At 71.2% G+C, this 18,122-nt stretch carries 17 protein-coding genes; 6 read left to right on the forward strand and 11 right to left on the reverse strand.

Annotated features, from left to right (window positions below; translation table 11 throughout):
- Positions 1-32: 32 nt before the first annotated feature.
- Together EDF63_RS02200 and EDF63_RS02205 are read right to left on the reverse strand one after the other, a co-directional pair.
- Entirely contained in the window at positions 33-1,526 is a 1,494-nt protein-coding gene (locus tag EDF63_RS02200) for an LCP family protein (protein WP_123310811.1), read from the reverse strand.
- An 88-nt stretch (positions 1,527-1,614) separates the two neighbouring features.
- Entirely contained in the window at positions 1,615-2,967 is a 1,353-nt protein-coding gene (locus EDF63_RS02205) for an MFS transporter (RefSeq protein WP_123310813.1), read from the reverse strand.
- Between the two features lie 109 nt (positions 2,968-3,076).
- Here EDF63_RS02205 and EDF63_RS02210 point away from each other — a divergent pair, with 109 nt between their 5' ends.
- Together EDF63_RS02210 and EDF63_RS02215 are read left to right on the forward strand one after the other, a co-directional pair.
- Positions 3,077-5,323 carry an FAD-dependent oxidoreductase gene (locus EDF63_RS02210; protein WP_123310815.1) on the forward strand — a complete coding sequence of 749 codons (2,247 nt, stop codon included), beginning with the start codon at positions 3,077-3,079 and terminating at the stop codon, positions 5,321-5,323.
- A 29-nt stretch (positions 5,324-5,352) separates the two neighbouring features.
- On the forward strand, positions 5,353-6,129 hold the full coding sequence (locus EDF63_RS02215; RefSeq protein ID WP_123310817.1) for an IclR family transcriptional regulator: 777 nt from the start codon (positions 5,353-5,355) through the stop codon (positions 6,127-6,129).
- Positions 6,130-6,145: 16 nt separating this feature from the next.
- Here the strand turns inward: EDF63_RS02215 and EDF63_RS02220 are convergent, their stop codons facing one another.
- Positions 6,146-6,796 carry a GntR family transcriptional regulator gene (locus EDF63_RS02220; RefSeq protein ID WP_123310819.1) on the reverse strand — a complete coding sequence of 217 codons (651 nt, stop codon included), beginning with the start codon at positions 6,794-6,796 and terminating at the stop codon, positions 6,146-6,148.
- Between the two features lie 12 nt (positions 6,797-6,808).
- Complete coding sequence (locus EDF63_RS02225) at positions 6,809-8,935, reverse strand: efflux RND transporter permease subunit (protein ID WP_123310821.1); 2,127 nt, start codon at positions 8,933-8,935, stop codon at positions 6,809-6,811.
- A gap of 99 nt (positions 8,936-9,034) precedes the next feature.
- On the opposite strand from EDF63_RS02225, the gene EDF63_RS02230 reads away from it, so the two are divergent.
- Complete coding sequence (locus EDF63_RS02230) at positions 9,035-9,448, forward strand: MarR family winged helix-turn-helix transcriptional regulator (protein WP_123310823.1); 414 nt, start codon at positions 9,035-9,037, stop codon at positions 9,446-9,448.
- A gap of 78 nt (positions 9,449-9,526) precedes the next feature.
- A complete protein-coding gene (locus EDF63_RS02235) occupies positions 9,527-10,561 on the forward strand; it encodes an LCP family protein (RefSeq protein WP_123310825.1) in 1,035 nt (344 codons plus the stop codon).
- Positions 10,562-10,645: 84 nt separating this feature from the next.
- Here the strand turns inward: EDF63_RS02235 and EDF63_RS19030 are convergent, their stop codons facing one another.
- The 6 genes from EDF63_RS19030 to EDF63_RS02265 form a co-directional block, all read right to left on the reverse strand.
- Positions 10,646-11,338: a transglycosylase family protein gene (locus tag EDF63_RS19030; RefSeq protein WP_111085877.1), complete on the reverse strand. Its 693-nt coding sequence runs from the start codon at positions 11,336-11,338 to the stop codon at positions 10,646-10,648.
- A gap of 302 nt (positions 11,339-11,640) precedes the next feature.
- Positions 11,641-12,792, reverse strand: coding sequence for a 23S rRNA (uracil(747)-C(5))-methyltransferase RlmC (gene rlmC, locus EDF63_RS02245; protein WP_123310827.1), 1,152 nt, complete (start codon positions 12,790-12,792; stop codon positions 11,641-11,643).
- Between the two features lie 7 nt (positions 12,793-12,799).
- A complete protein-coding gene (locus EDF63_RS02250) occupies positions 12,800-13,678 on the reverse strand; it encodes an SMP-30/gluconolactonase/LRE family protein (RefSeq protein WP_260232945.1) in 879 nt (292 codons plus the stop codon).
- A 37-nt stretch (positions 13,679-13,715) separates the two neighbouring features.
- Entirely contained in the window at positions 13,716-14,336 is a 621-nt protein-coding gene (locus tag EDF63_RS02255) for a DedA family protein (RefSeq protein ID WP_123310831.1), read from the reverse strand.
- A gap of 66 nt (positions 14,337-14,402) precedes the next feature.
- Positions 14,403-15,062, reverse strand: a complete 660-nt coding sequence (locus EDF63_RS02260; protein WP_123310833.1) for a FadR/GntR family transcriptional regulator — start codon at positions 15,060-15,062, stop codon at positions 14,403-14,405.
- A complete protein-coding gene (locus tag EDF63_RS02265) occupies positions 15,059-15,781 on the reverse strand; it encodes an SDR family oxidoreductase (protein ID WP_260232946.1) in 723 nt (240 codons plus the stop codon). Before EDF63_RS02265 ends, EDF63_RS02260 begins: the two co-directional genes overlap by 4 nt.
- A gap of 45 nt (positions 15,782-15,826) precedes the next feature.
- Between EDF63_RS02265 and EDF63_RS02270 the strand changes: the two genes are divergently transcribed.
- Entirely contained in the window at positions 15,827-16,576 is a 750-nt protein-coding gene (locus tag EDF63_RS02270) for an SDR family NAD(P)-dependent oxidoreductase (RefSeq protein ID WP_123310837.1), read from the forward strand.
- A gap of 4 nt (positions 16,577-16,580) precedes the next feature.
- Here EDF63_RS02270 and EDF63_RS02275 read toward each other — a convergent pair whose 3' ends face one another.
- Positions 16,581-16,988 carry a MarR family winged helix-turn-helix transcriptional regulator gene (locus EDF63_RS02275; RefSeq protein ID WP_123312170.1) on the reverse strand — a complete coding sequence of 136 codons (408 nt, stop codon included), beginning with the start codon at positions 16,986-16,988 and terminating at the stop codon, positions 16,581-16,583.
- An 81-nt stretch (positions 16,989-17,069) separates the two neighbouring features.
- Here EDF63_RS02275 and EDF63_RS02280 point away from each other — a divergent pair, with 81 nt between their 5' ends.
- Complete coding sequence (locus EDF63_RS02280) at positions 17,070-18,014, forward strand: zinc-binding alcohol dehydrogenase family protein (RefSeq protein ID WP_123310840.1); 945 nt, start codon at positions 17,070-17,072, stop codon at positions 18,012-18,014.
- Positions 18,015-18,122: the final 108 nt, after the last annotated feature.

An 18,122-nucleotide genomic window follows, 5' to 3' on the forward strand; every position in this document is an offset into this window, starting at 1 on the left:
TCGAACCTAGCGAGGAAGTCCCGGCCGTGGCCTCAGTTGATGCAGGTGCCCTCGGTGCCGTAGTTGTGCACGTCGGTCGACTTCGGCGCGGGCTCCTTCGTCGCCTGCTTGCTCGGCTTCGACCCGGAGCCGGTGCTGGCGGGCTTCGACGCCGTCGCGCTCGGCTCGCTCGCGGCCTTCGCCGTCTTGCCGTCGGTGCCGAGCACGAGCGTGACGCCGGTGACCGCGCTGGTGCGGACGGCGACGGAGCCGGGCACGGCCGCCGCGATCGCCTTCGCCTGCGACTCCTGGCCGGCCGGGTACTGCACCTGCGTGACCTTCGTGGTGGCCGAGGAACCGGCCGGTGCGACCTGGAACCCGCGGCTGGTCAGGACCTGACCGGCCGTGGTCGCGGCACCCTCGACGCCGCTGCCGTTCAGCACGGTGACCGAGGTGTTCGCCGGCTGGGCGCGACCGGCCTTCGCGTAGGCCTCCGGTTCACCGACGAGGCCCTGCACGAAGGCGGGCAGGCCGACGGTGTCGACCTCGACGATGGACAGCGCCGAACCGTTGACGTAGACGGTCGGTGTGCCGAGGGTCGGGATCGTGGCCGACTGGATGTTCGCGGGTCGCAGGTTGCGCATCTGCGAGGCGAGGTCGATCAGGTTCGTGTCGGTCTGGATCGACCCCCCGACGGCCTTGAGGATGTTCCCCATCTTGACCGGGTTCAGCAGCGTGCCGGCGGAGGTGACCTTCCGGGCCTCCTGCGACAGGAAGTACTGCTGACGGACGTTGCGGTCGAGGTCGCCGTTCGGCAGGCCGTGGCGCTGACGGACGAAGGACAGGGCTTCCTTCGCGTTCAGCGAGGACTTGCCGGCCGGCAGGTCGACGCCGGAGTACGGGTCGTTGGTCGCCTGGTTCAGGCAGACCTCGACCGGCCCGAGCTCCTTGACGACCTGGTAGAAGCCGAGCAGCGAGACACGGACGTAGTGGTCGATCTGCAGACCACTCAGGTTCTCGATGGTCTTGATGAGCATCTTCGCACCACCGGTGTCGCCGCCACCGTTGAGCGTGCCGTAGTAGAAGGCGCTGTTGAGCTTGCCCTTGCCCACGTCCGGGATGTCGACGTACGAGTCACGCGGGAACGAGATCATCGTCGCCTGCGAGCCGTCGGCGTTGATGTGCAGGACGATCATCGTGTCGGTGTTGGTCGCACCGCCGTCCGACGTCGTGCTGAGTTCCGCCATCTGCTCGGGGGTGGCGTTGTCCGGCCGGTGGTCGTCACCGACGAGCAGGATGTTCTGCGCCTTGCCGTCGACGTCGTCCTTCGTGTCCTTCTTGCCGGTGATCGCGTTGACGATCGTGACCCCGCCGGACAGCTGGTTGTACGCGTACGCCGCGTAGCCACCGCTCAGCAGGACGGCCATGGTGAGCACGCCCGCGATCGCCGGGAACACCACACCCGCTCGTCGCTTCTGGCGCCCGTGGCGCGGCGTCACGGCACCGCGGCGCGCGGGCTCCGTCGTCTGCTCGGGTTCGTTGCTCACCGGGAAACCATAACCGCAGCGCGCGCAGGGGACATGGAATCCGCCTGGAAGGTCACTCCACAGCCCCTGCGACGGGCCCGCGCTCGGCTCACTCGGCGACGAGTCCCTGCTTGTGCGTCTCGCGTGCGCGGAGCACCGTCACACCGGTGATCGCGGCTGCCGCCATCACGTAGAAGGCCGGCGCGAAGGTGTTCCCCGTCGCGCTGATCAGCCACGTGGCGAAGTACGGCGTGATGCCGCCGAAGAGCGCCACGCTGATGTTGTAGGCGATGCCCATCGACCCGTAGCGGATCGCGGTCGGGAACAGTTCGGCCATCGCGGCGCTCACCGCTCCGTCGAACGCCGCCATGAACAGGCCGAGCAGCACCATCGCGGCTGCGGCCGCCCAGAAGTTGCCGGCGTCCATGAGCATGAGCGTCGGGTACGTCAGCACGAGGAACCCCGCGCAGCCGGCGAGCATGACGGGCTTCCGGCCGATCTTGTCGGACAGCAGCCCGAAGAACGGGACGAGGCCGGCGATCACCAGGAAGCCGATGACGACGACGCCGTACGACACCAGCGGCGAGTACCCGAGGTCCGCCTGCAGGTAGGAGGGCATGAAGGTCTGCAGGATCCAGTGGCCGACGGCCTTGAGGACGACGAACCCGACGCAGAAAAGCAGGGCCTTCCAGCCGGTCCGGAGCGAGCGGCGCAGGGGGTTCGCGGCGACCTCGCCCTTCGCCTTGAGCGCGCGGAACTCCGGGGTGTCCTCGAGCTTGGTGCGCAGGTACAACCCGACCAGGCCGAGCGGCACCGCGACGAGGAACAGGACGCGCCACCCCCACGACTCGAGAGCTCCGTCCCCGGCGAGCGCCGTGAACAGGAAGACCAGGCCGCCACCGACGATGAACGCGGCGAACCCGAAGACGTCGATGAAGCTCGTCACGAAGCCGCGCCGGTTCGACGGGGCGTACTCCGCCAGCAGGGTCGTCGCCCCGGCGCCCTCGCCACCGGCGGCGAACCCCTGCACCAGACGCACCACGACGAGCAGGATCGGTGCGAGCATCCCGACGCTCTGGTAGGTCGGCAGGATGCCCATCACGGCGGTCGCGCCGCTCGTGATGAGGATGACCGTCGCCAGCGTGGTCTTCCGGCCGACCCGGTCGCCGAGCGAGCCCCAGAACAGCCCGCCGAGCGGACGCATCACGAAGCCGGCGCCGAACACGGCGAAGGCCGACAGGAGTGCGACCTGCGGATCGCCCTGCTTGAAGAAGTACAGCGAGATGACGGTCGCCAACGTGCCGTAGAGGCCGAAGTCGAACCACTCGACGAAGTGACCGACGCCCGCGGCGACGATCACCTTCCGCATGCCCTGGCGGCGTGCGTCGTCGCCCAGGGCCACCTGGACGTCGGGGGCGGTGGCGGCATCGACGCTGGCTTGCGTCCGGGTTCCGTCGCTCATGGGGTGGGCCTCACACTTCGTTGTCGAGAATTCGTTGACGATAGCACTCGCCGGGCACACATTGCCACACAGTGGGAAAGAAGAGCCGCCGAGTGATACCGTCCCGAGCATGCAATCCCGTGAACAGCACCACGACGTCGTGGTCGTCGGCGGCGGTCTCGCCGGTGTCAGCGCCGCCGTCGCCGCCGCCCGCCTCGGCTCGAGCGTCGCCCTCGTCACCAACCGCCCGGTCCTCGGCGGCAACGCCTCGAGCGAGATCCGGGTGTGGGTGGTCGGCGCGACGGCGCACGGCACGCACCGGTTCGCCCGCGAGACCGGGATCATGGGCGAGCTCTTCCTCGAGAACCAGTACCGGAACCCGCAGGGCAACGCCGTCTACTGGGACCAGGTCGTGCTCGACCTCGTCCGGGCCGAGCCGAACGTGCACCTCCACCTCAACACCGACGTCCGGACCGTGCAGACGGCGGACGACCACCGTGGCGCCCCGCGCATCACCGCCGTCACGGGCTGGACCATGGGGTCCGAGATCGAGACGACGTTCACGGCCCCGGTGTTCCTCGACTGCACGGGAGACGGCCTCGTCGGGGCCCTCGCCGGCGCCGAGTACCGCATCGGGCGCGAGGGCCGCGACGAGCACGGCGAGGCCTGGGCACCCGAACAGGCGGACGACGAACTGCTCGGCAGCTCGATCTTCTTCTCGACGCACGACACCGGCAGGCACGACCGGTTCGTCCCGCCGTCGATCGCCGTCGACCTGTCCACGACGCCGATCCTGGCGAACCGGGCGATCCGGACCGGCGACAACGGCTGCAACTACTGGTGGATCGAGTGGGGCGGAGCGCTCGACACCGTCACCGAGAACGAGCGCATCCGCGACGAGCTGTGGGGCGTCGTCTACGGCATCTGGGACCACATCAAGAACTCGGGGGCCTTCGACGCGGACACCCTGACGCTCGACTGGGTGGGCGCGATCCCCGGCAAGCGCGAGTACCGCCGGTTCGTCGGCGACCACACCCTGACGCAGCAGGACCTGCTCGAGCAGCGCGCGTTCCCCGACACGGTGGCGTTCGGAGGCTGGTCCATCGACCTGCACCCCGTCGAGGGTGTCTACGCCGAGACCGCCGGCGCCCAGCAGCGGTACACCGACGGCACCTACGACATCCCGTTCCGTTCGCTGTACTCGGCGAACGTGTCCAACCTGCTGTTCGCCGGCCGGGACATCTCCGCGTCGCACGTCGCGTTCGGGTCCACCCGGGTGATGGCCACCTGCGCCGCCCAGGGGCAGGCCGCCGGCACCGCCGCGCACCTCGTGGCACGGCACGGCACGACACCGCGGTCCCTCGGCACCGATCGGATCGAACTGCTGCAGCAGACCCTGCTGCGCGAGGACGCACCGCTCATCGGGGTCCGCGCCGACGACCCCGCCGACCTGGCCCGCACCGCCCGCATCACCGCGAGCAGCGAGTTGACCACGATCGACACGACGCCGTTCGCGACCGAGGACCGCTTCGACCTGGACCGCGACGTCGCCGTCCTCCTGCCCGCCGACCCCGCGCTCGGCGAGTTCCGGCTCCGCACCGAGGCGGACGAGGGCACCGACCTGACCCTCGAGCTCTGGACCACCGGCAGACCCCAGAACTACGCCCCGATCGACCACGTCAGCACCCACACCGCACACGTCGCCGCCGGACCGGACGAAGCGGTGGTCGACCTGGCCTTCCACCCGGACGAGTCGTGCAACGCGGTCGTCGTGGTCCGACGGCAGCCCGGCGTCCGACTCGTCCTGACCGACGGCCACCCGTACGGCGTCATGGCGTTGCGCGCACGCAGCGCCGACGACGAGCAGTTCGACGACCACATCCCCGAGGAGTCCGGACAGCCGGTGACCGACTGGGAGGCGCGCGCCCTGCGCGGACACGCGTTCGCGTTCACCGCAGCCGGCGAGACGGACGCGTGGCGGGCCTCCCGGGTCGCCGACGGCCAGCAGCGCCCGTTCGGCGGACCGCACATGTGGTCGTCCGACGCGGGTGCCGGCGCAGCCGTGCTCTCGCTCGACTGGGCGGAGCCCGTCGACGTCCGACAGGTGCGCATCGTCTGGAACGACGACGTCGACGCCGACCTCATCAACCTGCACCACCACCGCACCCCCTGGGACGCCGTGCCCACACTCGCCCGCGACTACCGGATCGAGGCGTGCGTCGAAGGGGCCTGGCGCACGCTCGCCGCGGTCGACGCGAACCGGCACCGCCACCGCATCCACGACGTGGAACCGGTGCGCACTGCCGCACTGCGGGTCGTCGTGACCGCGACGAACGGATCCCCGTTCGTCACCGCGAGCGCCGTGAAGGTCTCCTGACGCGCACCGGGACGGGCCAGAATGAGGGCATGGCGACCACCCCTCCGAACCAGAGCATCGAGCGAGCCGCAGCGGTCCTCGGCGCACTCGGCGCGTCCGACGGGGCCGTGCGCGCCTCCGACATCGCGCGGGCGATCGGGCTGGGGACCTCGACCACGGGACGGCTCCTGGCGACGCTCGAGTCGCTCGAGTACGTCCGACGCGACCCGGAGACCCAGGCGTACTCGGTCGGTCGAGCCGTGCTCGAGCTCGCCAGCCAGGGACTCAACCACAACCCGGTGCACCGCGAGAGCCGCTCGGCGGCGCAGGAACTCGCGCACCGCGTCGGGCTGACCGCCAACGTCGGCGTGCAGGACGCTGCGTCGTGCATCTACCTCTGCCACTTCGAGGGCTCGCTCGCGCCGAAGTCGCACACGATGATCGGGATGCGACAGCCGATGCACGCGTCGGCGCTCGGCAAGGCGCTGATGCTCGACCTGTCGGAGGACGAGCGGCGCGCACTGCTCGGGGACGACCTGGCCCGGTACACCGACCACACGATCACGACCCACGACGCACTGACGGCCGACCTGGTCGCCTCGGCCGGGCGCGGCTGGTGCGAGGAGAACCAGGAGCTCGCGCTCGGCCGGTTCTGCATCGCGGCACCGATCCGCAACGCCTCGGGGCGCATCGCGGCGGCACTGTCGATCTCGGGGCGCCTCACGCAGCTGCGCGACCGCGACCTGGACTCCCTCGCCGAGGACCTCATCGAGGTCGCCGACCGCATCAGCGTCGGCCTCGGGATGATCAGCGCCGTCGCGCACTGACGCGCGCGTGACGGCGCTACGCGCGCGACGGCAGCAGGTGGATGGCCTCCATCGCGAGCTCTGCCGCGATCGGGTCCTTCGCCAGGACGGCTGTCTTGAGCTTCTCGATCTCGGGCAGGATCACCGCGGCCGGCACCAGCTCGGCGAGCTCGGGGACCCGGAGCTTGAAGGACAGTCCGTCGGTGGTCGATCGGCAGAGCTGCACGAGCGACGGGTTGCCACAGGCGTCCGCCCACTGCGAGTAGATGTCGGCGCCGTCGCGGGCGATCTGGTCCTGCTCGTCGGCACCGACCCGCGCGATGACGTCGTCGAGCATCTTCACGATCTTCTTGCGCTGCGACTCGGTGAAGTTGGGCACGGCCAGGCGCACGACGCCGCCGTAGATGACGCCGAGCGTGCGGTAGGCGTCGAGGAGCTCGTCCTTCGTCGGGGCCGCCACGCGGGTGTAGCGGTTCGGCGCCATCTCGATCAGGCCGGCGCGGGCGAGTTCCGCGAGCGCTTCGCGGATCGGGGTGCGTGAGACCCCGAGCCACGCGATCAGGTCGTCGTCGTTGAGCCGTTCGCCGGGTTCCAGCGTGCCGTCCATGATCGCGTCGCGGATCTTGTCCTGCACGGTGTCACGGAGGAGCTTGCGCTCGGCGGCGGGCTGCGTCGAAGGAACTGGCATGCACCCAGCGTGTCACATGTGATGGTTCGCGCGCGAGAGGCGCGACGGCCACCAGGCCCGCCGTCCGAGGTCGTACGCGAGCGCCGGCACGAGCAGCGAACGGACGACGATCGTGTCGAGCAGGACGCCGAAGGCCACCACGAACGCGATCTGCACGAGGAAGAGGATCGGGATGACGCCGAGGGCCGCGAACGTCGCCGCGAGCACCACGCCGGCCGAGGTGATGACCCCGCCGGTGACACCGAGCCCTCGCAGGACCCCCTCGTGCGGGCCGTGCCGCAGTGCCTCTTCCCGCACCCGCGTCATGAGGAAGATGTTGTAGTCCACCCCGAGCGCGACGAGGAACACGAACGAGTAGAGCGGCACGCTCGGGTCCGCACCGGGGAAGTGGAACACGTGGTCGAACACGAGCGCCCCGACGCCGAGGGCCGCGGCGAACGACACGATCACGCTGCCGATGAGCACGAGCGGGGCGACGATGCTGCGGAGCAGGAGCATCAGGATGAGCAGGATCACGACCAGCACCACGGGGATGATCAGCGTGCGGTCACGGATCCCGGTGTCGTTCGTGTCGACGGCGGTCGCGGTGACGCCACCGACGACCGCGTCGGGATCGACCCGTTCGACGGCGGTGCGGAGGTCACGGACCGTCTGCTCGGCCGCGTCGGAGTCGGCTGGGTCGGACAACGTGGCCTCGAGCAGCACGTCCCCGCGCGAGACGGTGGGCTCGGCGGCGACGCCGCCGGCGGAACTCGTGTCGCTCGTCACGGGCACGGTGCCGGACGGGGCGTCCTTCGCGGCGGCGACGACCCCGTCGACGCCGTCGACCGCCGTGACGGCGTCGACGAGGGCGTCGAGGTCACGCTCCGACCCGATGACCTGCGCCGGGCTGCCGGAGCCGCCCGGGAAGTGGTCGGCGAGGACGTCCTGCCCGTCACGTGCCTGCGAGGCCCCGATGACGAGGTCACTCTGCGGGACCCCGTCGGCCTTGAGCCCGACCAGGCCCGTGCCCATCGCGACCAGGCCCACCGTGCAGACGATCCACACGACCCGGGAGCGCTTGGCGACGAGCCGACCGACCCGGGCCCAGACGCCGCGGGCCGCCGGACCGGTGAGCACCGGGTGGGCGCTGCCGTAGGCGGGACGCAGCGGCCAGAACGCCGCTCGACGGAACGCGAGCAGCAGTGCGGGCAGGAGCGACAGGGCGGCGAGCAGGCTGAACGCGATGCCGATCGCCGCGACCGGACCGAGCGCCTTGTTCGAGTTGAGGTCGGAGAGCAGCAGGCAGAGCACGCCCACGATGACGGTGCCGCCGGAAGCCAGGATCGGTTCGAGGCTCCCCCGCACGGCCGCCTTCGTCGCACCCCAGCCGGTGCGGTGGTCGCGCAGCGCCTCGCGGAAGCGCGCCGTGTAGAGCAGGGCGTAGTCCGTCGCCGCACCGATCACCAGGATCGACAGGATCCCCTGCACCTGGCCGTTCACGGTGACGATGCCGGCCTTCGCGAGCCACCACACCACCAGGATCGAGGCGCACAGGGCGAACGTCGCGGTGCCGAGCACGAGGATCGGCAGCAGTGGTGAGCGGTAGACGATGATCAGGATCACGAACACCGCGGCGAGCGCGACCCCGAGCAGCAGGCCGTCGATGCCGGCGAACGCCTCGGTCAGGTCGGCGGTGAACCCGGCTGGTCCGGTGACGTAGCCGCTCACACCGGTGGGCAGGGCGTCCTGGACGTCGGTGCGGATCGCCTCGACGGCATCGCCGGTGTCGGCTGCCGTGGTGAGGGTCGCGACGATCTCCACCGCGTCGCCGTCCGCACTCGGGATCACCGGGCTGACGGACTCGACGTCGTCGCGGTCGCCGAGCTGCGTCGTGAGGTCCTTCGCCGCGGACAGGTCGGACGACGACATCCCGCCGTCACGCTCGAGCACGATGATCGCGGGTGCGCCCGACTCCTGCCGGAACTCGGACGACCGCTCCTGCACCTTCGTGGCGTCGGCCGACGCCGGCAGGAACGAGGTCTGGTCGTTCGTCGACACCTCGGAGATCTTGCCGAAGTACGGACCGCCGACGGAGGCGATCGCGAGCCAGACCACGATGACGAGCGCGGGGAGGACGATGCGGAGGAAGCGGGACACGTCGGTGAGCGTACACCGATCGTCAGCATGCTGATTACTAGACGGATGTGATGGAGAGCCCCCGACAGCCACTGTCGGTGTCGACCGTAGACTGCGGCCATGGACGACACGACCGAGCAGTGGCCCCTCGGTCGGCTGCTCTCGGCCGCCGCACGCTCCGTCGAACGGGACTGGGACGAACGACTCCGCGCCATCGGGCTGCCGCACGCAGCCCTCATCGCGGTCGACATCCTGATCCGCACAGGGCCCACCGGTGCCGACACGATCGCCCGGACGGCACGGGTGCAGCCGCAGACCATGTCACGGACGCTCGAGCGGATGGAGCGGGACGGCCTCGTCGAGCGCACCCCGCACCCCGACGACCGACGTCGACGACTCGTGACGGTGACGGACCACGGGCGCCGGGCATGGGAGACCGCTCGGCACATCGAGCGCGAGGTCCTGCCGGACGACCCGGCACTGCGGACGGCACTCACGGATCTGCTCGGGAAGTCACGGCGAGCAGCAGACTGACACCCTGTACGTGAAATACCACATGCGATAGGATTGACCGGTCGGTGGCACGGCCGACCGAATCCGCAGGAGTCCCGCATGTCCGAACGACGGGCGGCCCGTCAGGCCGCCGAGACCGCAGCACGGACCGCCCGCCGCCCGAAGCGCCGACGCCCCCTCCTCGTCGCCCTCATCGCGACGATCGGCTCGCTCGTCGGCATCGCCACCGTGGTCGCCGTCGTGGCGAGCGTCTTCGTCGGCGGCCTGGCGCGCAGCTTCGACACCCACACCGACACGATCACCGATGCCTTCCCGGCCGGCGAACGCCCGACGACGACCGACGGCGCGGAGAACATCCTGCTGATCGGCTCGGACCGGCGATCGAGCGGCGATGCGGACCGGACCGCGGGCGGTCGGTCGGACACCCTGATGGTCGCGCACGTCCCGGCCGATCGACGAGCGGTCTACCTCATGTCGATCATGCGCGACTCGTGGGTCGACGTGCCGGGTCACGGGCACGCCAAGATCAACGCCGCGTACGCGTGGGGCGGTGTCCCGCTCACGGTGCAGACCGTCGAGCAGCTGCTGGACGTCCGCGTCGACCACGTCGCCGAGATCGACTTCACGGGTTTCAAGGGCATGACCGACGCCCTCGGCGGCGTCACGGTCGACTCCGGCCGTGCGTTCTCCGCGGGCGGTCACGACTTCGTCGCCGGGCCGAACCGGCTCGACGGCGACGCCGCCCTGGCCTTCGTCCGCGAGCGGAGCTCGTTCGCCGACGCCGACCACACGCGCGTGCGGAACCAGCAAGCGTTCATGCGCGGCGTCGTGAACGGTCTGCTCTCCCGCGGCACGATCACCGACGCCGGGCGCATCCAGGACTTCGTCACCGCGACGAGCGAGCACCTCGCCGTGGACGCCGGGCTCTCGTTCCCCACCCTGGTCGGCCTCGGGTGGTCGCTGCGCGACGTCCGGACGGACGACCTCACGACCTTCACGGTGCCCACGGCGGGTTCCGGGACCTCCCCGGACGGGCAGTCCGTTGTCACGCTCAACGACCTGGCGGTCGGCTCGCTGTCGCGGGCATTGCGCTCCGACGACGTCGCGTCCTGGCTGGCCGACAACCCGCAGTAGCGCTCCCGCCCGTCCCGACACGCGCCACGCACGACGACGCCCCGCGACCGAGGTCGCGGGGCGTCGTCGTGCGTCCTGGGACGATCAGGCGGGGAGCTGCAGCTCCTGGCCCGAGTAGATCAGGTTCGCGTCGTCGATGGTCGACGTGTTCGCGGCCCACAGCTTGTTCCAGCCACCGTCGATCTTGAGCTTGGTGGCGATGGTGTCGAGCGTGTCGCCCGAGGCGACCGTGTACGTCTTACCGCTCGTCTTCACGGCGGCGGGCTTGCTCGGCGTCGTGGCGGCCGGTGCGGCCTCCTGCGCGGGTGCCGGAGCCGGAGTGCTCGGGGCGGCCTGCTCCGGGGCAGCCGGGGCCGGTGCGGCCTGCTGCGTCGGGGCCGGAGCGGCGGGGGCTGCCGGAGCCGGCGCGGCGGCAGCCGGTGCGGCGCCGCTCGTGCCGCTCAGCCCAAGCTGCGCGGAGCAGGCGGGCCAGGCGCCCCAGCCCTGCGTGGCCAGGACGCGCTCGGCGACGGCGATCTGGGCCTCGCGGCTCGCGCCGGCGGGGCTGCCGACACCACCGTTCGCCTGCCAGGTGCCGAGGTTGAACTGCAGGCCGCCGTAGTAGCCGTTGCCGGTGTTGATGGCCCAGTTGCCGCCGGACTCGCACTGCGCGAGGGCGTCCCAGGTCGAGCCGGACGCAGCGTTCGCGGGGGTTGCCGCGAGGCCGACACCGGTCGCGGCGATGCCGGCGAACGCGAGGCCGCCGACGATGGTGCGGGTACGGGAAAGCTTCTTCATGTGATTGCTCCACCGGGGTCACGAGCCGCTTCGAACGCGGAATCCACTGCCCACCCCGACCGATCGCGGTCAGTTGTGGGGTGCGCCACCGGGGGCAGTGGTCATCGGGCCGGCGGCACCTCGGTCGGCAACCATAGGAAACTCTTCGTCGTTATCAAACCGAGACAAACGGTTCTACCCGTTGGTGCTACGTCCCCCGGTGGTGAACCTGTACGCCGCGATGCCCATGGCCATGGTGATCGACTCGTACCCGGGTACGTCACCTTGGCAATTCCCTGGCAATGACGACCGGGAGGCCCGGATCACGTCCGCGACAACAGGGTGACGGCCTCGAGATGGCCGGTCTGGGGGAACATGTCGAGCACCCGGACGCGACGCAGTCGGAACGACGGCATGCGCGCCAGGTCCTTGGCCAGGGTCACCGGGTTGCAGCTCGAGTAGACGACGTGCTGCACGTCCGACCCCTCGAGCCAGGTCGACAGCGTCTCGCCGATCCCGCGTCGCGGCGGGTTCACCAGGACGAGCTCCGGCACGGCGTCGGGCCGGGCACGGAGTGCGTGCTCGGTGGCGTCGTCGGCGGCGAACCGGAGACCCTCCAGCCCGGCCTCGCGCGCGGACTGCTTCGCCGATCGGATCGCCTCGGCACTCGTCTCGATGCCGGTCACCACTCGACCCAGCCGTGCGGCGTGCAGGGCGAACCCACCGACGCCGCAGTACAGGTCCCACATCGACGCCGGGTCGAGCTCGTCGATCCACGCCGAGGCCTGCGCGTACAGCTCGGTGGCGACGGCCGTGTTGGTCTGGAAGAAGCTCTGCGGCCGCAGGTGCATCGTGATCCCGCCGAGGCGCATCGGCAGCGTCTCCTGCTCGGTGAGCACGATCTCGCGGTCACCCTCGGTCACGGCCTTGTGCTCGGGCAGCAGGTTCGCCGTGACCACCACGACGTTCGGCAGGGCGTCACGCAGCACACCCAGGTGATGGCGGAGCCGCGCCACCTGCCCCTCGGACCGCAGGACGAACCGCACCATCAGTTCACCGTCGGGCGACTCGGTGACCAGGACGTACTTCAACTCGCCGCGTCGGGCAGCGACGTCGTACGGGATCAGCCCCGCGGTCGTGACGAACTCGGCGAGCAGGGGCAGCGCGTGCCGGATGCCGGGCGTGCAGATCCCGCAGTGCCGCAGGTCGACGCCGCGCTGCCGGTGGTCGAGGATGCCGACGGTCGGGTGCTCGGTCGAGCCGCCGACGACCATCTTCGCCTTGTTCCGGTACCCGGCCTCGGGACTCGTGATCGCCGGCGACCACGCGACCGCTCCGGGGCCGCCGGCCGCCTCGACGGCGTCGTGCAGGAGTTCGCGGGTGCGGAGTTCCTTGTCGAGGACCTGGTCGGCGTAGGGCTGCCCCATGAGCGTGCACGACCGGCACACCCCGCGGTCGAAGTAGTCGCACTGCATGGCCGAGTCAGGATACGGCAGCGTCCCGCGTCGTCGTGGCGATCCGGTACACCGAGGTCGTCGCGGTCAGGAACAGCGTGGTGCCGTCGTCACCGCCGAAGCACAGGTTCGACGTGACTTCCGGGACGGCCACCTCGCCGATCCGATAGCCGGACGGGTCGAACACCACGACACCGCGGTGCGACGACGACCACACGTTGCCGTGCACGTCCACCCGGATCCCGTCCGGTGCGCCCTCGCCCGGCGCGAGTCGCGCGAACACCCGACCGTTCTTGAGCAGCTCGCCGTTGTCACCGCGGCGGTCGTAGGCCCGGATGACCGGTTCGTCCCCCGACGAGCTCGCGATGAAGAGGACCTGCTCGGACGGGTCGAACGCCAGGCCGTTCGGCTCGTCGACGTCGGTCGCCACGGGGCGCAGGTCCTCGCCGGACGGCCCGCAGCGGAACGTCCAGTGGTCGCCGTACTCGCGCACACCGGGATGCCCCTCGCGAGGCTGCGTGATGCCGTAGGCCGGGTCGGTGAACCACACACTGCCGTCGCGGGCGACGACGACGTCGTTCGGCGAGTTCAGTCGGCCGCCGTCCCAGGCGTCGACGATCGGCGTGACCGTGCCGTCGCGGTCCCGCTCCACCCGCCGGAGCCCGTGCGAGCACTGGACGACGCTGCCGTCGCGGTCGAGGGTCCGGCCGTTGGTGAACTCGACTCCGTCGGCGTACGAGGTCGTCTCGCCGGATTCGGCGTGCCACTGCAGGATCCGGTCCCCGGGGATGTCCGACCACCGCAGGGTGCGGGTCGCCGGGATCCAGCAGGGCCCCTCCGCCCAGGTGCTGCCGGTGGCGATGCGCTCGAGCGCGTCAGGGTCCGGTACGAGGTCGTCGAGCAGCACGGGTTCTCCTTCGAACGGTGTGCCCACCCTACTTTCGTCAGGCCGCGGCCGCCGCCTCGTTGCGACGTCGCACGGCCTTCTCGATCGCGGAGATCGCGAGGCCGAGCAGGATCGACGCCACGACCGCGAGGGTCGTGACGAGGAAGGGCTGCTCGCGGCTCCAGCGCCCGGTGGCCGAGGCGATGCCGACGCAGTACGCGGCCCACACGACGTCGGCGAGCACGCAGCTGACCAGGAACCGCCGGAGGTCGAGCCCGCTGTCCGCGCCGACCAGGTTCGTCGTCAGCCGGCCCATCGGGATGAAGCGTCCGAGCACCGCGATGCGCCCGGGAGCGGCACGGTAGCGGCCGTCGATGGCGTCCCGGGCCGCACGGACCTTCGGACGCGCGAACCACGACCGCGAGCCGAGGTCGACCGAGCGCGCCAGGTGGTACAGCCCGAGGTCGCCGAGGACCATGCCGATCGAGGCCGCAACGACGAGGAAGAGGACCGACAGGAGGCCGCCGTCACCGCCCACCAGGAGCGTGCCGATCGCGACGACGAGTGCCTGGCTCGGCAGGAAGACCGCGACACTGCCCACGGCGAGCACGAGGCCGACCACGAAGAACGCCCACGGGGTACCGACGAGCTGGACGACCAGGTCCTGTGCTGCGTCCACGACTCACCCTCCACGGGCACCGGAGGGGCGCGCCGGGTCCATCCTCGCAGGTCCGGGGCTCCCCGTTCACGTGCGGTCGACGATCGCCCGCATCGTCGAGGCCGCCTCGTCCGGGCGACCGTCGAGGACGGCATCGGCGAGTGCGAGGTGGAGGCCGACGTCGTGGCGGTCCGGGCGGATGCTCCCGCGTTCGCGCAGCACCTGGCCGACGACCTGGTGCAGTCGTCGGTACAGCGCGTTGCCGGACAGGTCGAGCACGAGCGCGTGGAACCGCACGTCCGCGATCACGAAGCCGAGGCGGTCGTCGCGGGTCGCGGCGGCGGCGAGTTCGTCCGCGGTGGTGCGGAGGGCCTCCCGTCGGTCCGCGCACTCGTCGAGCGCTGCCCGTCGGGCCGCTGCGGCACCGGCGACGGGTTCGACCGCCGCACGCAGCTCGCGGAGCTCGACCGCCACGCGGTCACCGTCGGGACCCTGCAGCCGCCACCGCACCACGCGCGGGTCCAGGACGTCCCACTCTCGCACGCCGAGGACGGTCACGCCGACCCGGCGCCGCGCGGTGAGCAGGCCGAGGGCGACGAGGACGCGGACCGCCTCGCGGACGATGCTGCGACTGGCGCCCGTCCAGGTCACCAGGTCGTCGACGCTCCGGCGGCTGCCCACGGCGACCTCACCAGAGACGACGGCGGCCCCGACCTGGTCGAGGACCCGCTCGAAGGTGCTCGTCACCGCTGCGAGACCGGCGACAGCACGAGCTCGTCGATGCGCACGTGCGCCGGCGCCCCGAGCACGAAGGCGACCGTCCGCCCGACGTCCTCCGGTTGGAGCATGCGCTGTCGGGCGGCCGCGTCGGGGACCTCCGGCCGCTGGTCGAGGAAGTCGGTCGCGACGTCGCCCGGGCACAGGTGCGTGGCGCGCACGCCGTGCTCGGCCTCCTGCTGGTTGAGCGTCCGGACGACCGACGCGAGCGCGGACTTGCTCGCGGAGTACGCGACACCTGCCCCGGGCTGGAAGGACCACCCGGCGTACGACGACACCACCACGACCACGCCGCCGGCAGCGCGGAGTGCCGGCAGCGTGGCGTCCACCAGCGTGACGACGGCGGTGAGGTTCGTGTCCACGATCGCGCGGAAGTCGTTCAGCGACTGGTCGGCCCACCGGCGTCGCGGGGCGTTGAGCCCCGCCGCCAGCACGAGCCCGTCGAGTCGGCCGTGCCGTTCGAGCACGGTGTCCCGCGCGGCTGCCACCGCGTCGGGGTCGTTCGCGTCGAGGGGCAGGACGTCTGCTGTTCCACCGGTGTCCCGGATGGCACCTGCGATCTGCTCGAGCCGGTCGACGCGACGCCCGCTGAGCACCACGGACCAGCCGTCACGTGCCGCTGCCTCGGCACTCGCGGCCCCCATGCCGCTGCCCCCACCCGTGACCCAGAGCACACGCTGATCCGTCATGCTCGAATAGTATGCCTATTGAAGGCACCGACGACAGGAGCAACGATGCACCTCGACCTGACCGACCGCGTGGTGGTCGTGACCGGAGCAGCACGCGGGATCGGGCGGACGCTCGCCGACCGGTTCGTCGCGGAGGGCTGCCGCGTCGTCGCCCTCGACCTGGCCTTCGAGCCCGACTTCCCGCTCGACCAGGTCGTGTGCAACGTCGCCGACCCGGCGTCCGTCCGCGCCGCCGTCGACGAGGTCGTCGCGCGCCACGGCACGATCGACGTGCTCGTGAACAACGCCGGCATCAACGTGGAGGGCACCGTCGCCGAGCTGCAGTGGGATGCCTGGCGCCGCTGCATGGACGTCAACCTCGGCGGCACCTTCCTGATGAGCCAGGCCGTCGCGCCGGTGATGCAGGCCGCGGGACGGGGTCGGATCGTCAACGCCGCCTCGTTCGCCGCGATCGTGCCGAGCGTCGGCAGCGCGGCCTACGCCGCGTCGAAGGCCGCTGTCGTCTCGTTCACCCGGGTGCTCGCGTCGGAACTCGGCCCGTGGGGCATCACGGTCAACGCGTACGCGCCGGGCATGGTCCCGACCGCGATGAACGGGTTCGCCACCATGCCGGCCGAGGCGCAGGACCGCCTGCTCGACACACTGTCGCTGCGCCGGTGGGAGACCGCCGACGACGTCGCCGACCTGCTCGTGTTCGTGGCGAGTGACGCCTCGGCGTACATCACCGGCACCCTGCTCGACGTCTCCGGCGGCAAGCTCGCGACGCAGATCCCGTCGCGCGCGCACGGCCGCTGAGGGTTCAGCGCAGCATCCGCTCCAGGAGCCCGCGCAGCTGCCGCCGGTCCCGCTCCGGCAACCGAGCGGTGAGCGGCAGCAGTGCATCGCGGATCGCACCCTCGAGCGAGCGCGCCACCTCGAGACCGGCGTCGGTGATCACGACGTCCACCGCGCGGGCGTCGTCCACGTTCGGCTCCCGAGCGAGCAATCCCTTCTTCTCCGCGCGCGCCACCAACCCGGTCATCGTCGACTTCTCGAGCCCCAGGTACTGCGCCAGGTCACCGATCCGCAGACGACGGTCACGCAGGATCGCGAGGACCCGCAGCTGCGTCAGTGACAGCCCCGCATCGGCCGCGAGCCCGGTCAGTGGACCCATCGTCCGGAAGGCGGCTTCGCCCAGGGCATCGACGAGCTGCTCGTCCTCGGTCATCTCCTGCACGGCTCCAGCCTAGTTGACGAACTTCGTGATGCGAACTACTTTGTTCGTAACACGAAGCAACGGGAGGACACCATGCACGCAGTAGTCGTCACCGAGTTCGGCCACGCCCCGACCTGGCAGGAGTTCGGCGAACCGACTCCCGGACCCGGCGAGGTCGTCGTCGACGTCGTCGCGGCCGGGCTCCACCCGCGGGTCCGGTCGCAGGCCGACGGTTCGCACTACACCAGCGAGGGCGCGCTCCCCCTGGTCCCCGGCGTCGACGGCGTCGCCCGGTTCCCCGACGGCACGCTCCGCTACGTCGCCGTCGCGAGCGACACCCGCGGCACCATGGCCGAGCGCGTCGCGGTCGACCCCCGGGCGAGCGTCGTCCTGCCCGATGGTGCCGACCCCGTCACCGTCGCAGCGGGCGTCAACCCGGTGCTGTCGTCGTGGGTGGCCCTGCGCCGGCGGATCGACTTCACCCGGGGCAGCCGCATCCTCGTGCTCGGCGCGACCGGGGCATCGGGCACCGCGGCGGTCCAGGTGGCGAAGCACCTCGGAGCCGCACACGTCATCGCGAGCGGGCGCAACACGGAGCGGTTGGCCGGCCTCACCGCGCTCGGTGCCGACGTCGTGCTGCCACTGGGCGACGTGGATGCCCTCGGCGCAGCGGCGGCGGACGTCGACGTCGTCATCGACTACGTCTGGGGCCAGCCCGCGGCGGACGTGATGCGCGCCGTCGTCACCGCCCGCACCGACCCGGGCCGCCGACTCGACTGGATCGCGATCGGTTCCACCGCGGGCCACGAGGCGACGATCCCGTCCGCGGCACTGCGCGCCTCGGGCCTGACGATCGTCGGCAGCGGGCAGGGATCGGTCGGTCGCGCCGGGTTCGTCGCCGAGCTGCCGGGCATCGTCGGTGCGATCGCGGACGGCACCGTTCGGGTGGACGCGACGGCCGTGCGGTTGGTGGACGTCGAGGCGACGTGGGCCGGACAGCCCGCCGGGAGCACGGGCAGAGTGGTGTTCACAGTCTGAACCGAGCGCGAGCAGCCTGTCCGGTCGCACAGGTTCTCCACATGCCGCTCTTCGTAGGCTGTGAGGGCCCAGTGAGCCGGACTGCAGCCCGACCCCGAGGAGGTGCCC

This window comes from Curtobacterium sp. JUb34 (genome assembly GCF_003755065.1).
GTDB lineage: Bacteria > Actinomycetota > Actinomycetes > Actinomycetales > Microbacteriaceae > Curtobacterium.